The organism is Anoxybacillus sp. J5B_2022, from assembly GCF_026847645.1.
GTDB lineage: Bacteria > Bacillota > Bacilli > Bacillales > Anoxybacillaceae > Anoxybacteroides.
Map to the genome: position 1 here is coordinate 1 of NZ_JAPSMC010000141.1, position 1,445 is coordinate 1,445.

Here is a 1,445-nt window from a genome sequence, read left to right on the forward strand (position 1 = left end):
GGTGAAACAAGAAGATGCGGTAATCATTGCTATTCATCTCTTAGGGAAGCTGCTTGGCTTCTCTTCCGAACGTGCATGGCATCGCTTTGTGACTGGGAACTTGTTTACGGATGGACATTTTCTCGAACGTTCTCGCTACAATCGTCGTTGTCGAGCGCTACGCTTTGCGATCAAATGGATTCGCCATGAGCTAGCCAAACGTGGGCAGCACCACGCCTATGCGGTCGTAGATAGTATACCACTCGAGTTGTGCCATGCCGCAAGAATGTACCGTGTCAAACGATTCCAAGGGATCGCGGACATCGGGCTTTGTGCGTCGAAACAGCAGTGGTACTATGGGTTTAAGCTTCATCTTCAAGTGACCGACCAAGGACTGCCGATGGGGTACGTGGTAACGGAGGCGTCCTGTCACGATCGAACCGCAGCGGAAACCGTCATGACTCAAATTCCTCATCCTTTTAATTTGGGTGATAAAGGATTTATCAGTGGCGAATTGCAAAAAAAGTTGTATGAAGCGTACCAAATCGCTTTTTGGACTCCATCTCGCAAAAATCAGAAACACCGCCCATCTGAATCATGGGAGAAATGGCTCAAACAAAAACGGAAAGTCATTGAAACGGTGTTCTCTGTCCTCGTTGACCAGTATCGTATCACAGAAATTCGTGCGAATTCGATTGCGGGATTTGAAGTAGCACTAGATGGCATATTGTTGGTGTATTCACTTGTAACACTTGGGCTAGTTGAGCGCTAGCGCTCAACTAGCACCACGGGTGATTTTAATAAAATTGATAACCTTGATAGAGGGTGGGTTTGTTTTAGATCTACACAAATTAAAAATGTACAATTGGTCACGGTGCCCGTCGCACCCAGAGAATTGCTAAGATTTACAGAAACAGAGAGTCATAGCGTGGCTCTCTGTTTTTGTATGTGCGCCCTGCATGGGTGTAGTCTATATGGTGAAAGTCCAAAACTGCGAAAGAGGAAGTAGCAGTTCGCTTAATGCAACGGTGTCCGTGTCGACGCGGAGTCTGAAGAAAGCGAACGACAAACTCTTGGTCTGAAAAACGCTGTTTTCGATACCTATTATCTTCAAAAGGAGAAAGTCATCCTAAGATGAGAGAGAGTTTTTTGTTGTGATCGTTTGAATTTTTGGTCGATATGTTCGTTTTCCGCAGGGGATTTGTAGTCGTTTTTACAATATTCGACAACATTTTCTGTGACATTTCAGTACAATAGAATTGACGGAGATTTTCGATTTATAAGGGGAGAAGAAACATCACGGGAGATGTTTTATCTCATTGTTGTTTTGTTTCGTTCTAGCAAATGCCGTTATTTTGTACCGATACGGAAGGGTGCAGAACAGAAATCGGAGATCACGCCCAGCTACTGCCGGAAATCGAAAAGAGAGGGAGAAGAGGATATGGGAAGATGGCATATTGAGCGCA

At 44.8% G+C, this 1,445-nt stretch carries 1 protein-coding gene; it reads left to right on the forward strand.

Translation table 11 applies throughout. The features are described 5' to 3' along the window. Nucleotides 1-751: IS982 family transposase (locus M4I42_RS16835; protein WP_268853185.1), on the forward strand; the 751-nt coding region annotated here is incomplete at its 5' end. Nucleotides 752-1,445: the final 694 nt, after the last annotated feature.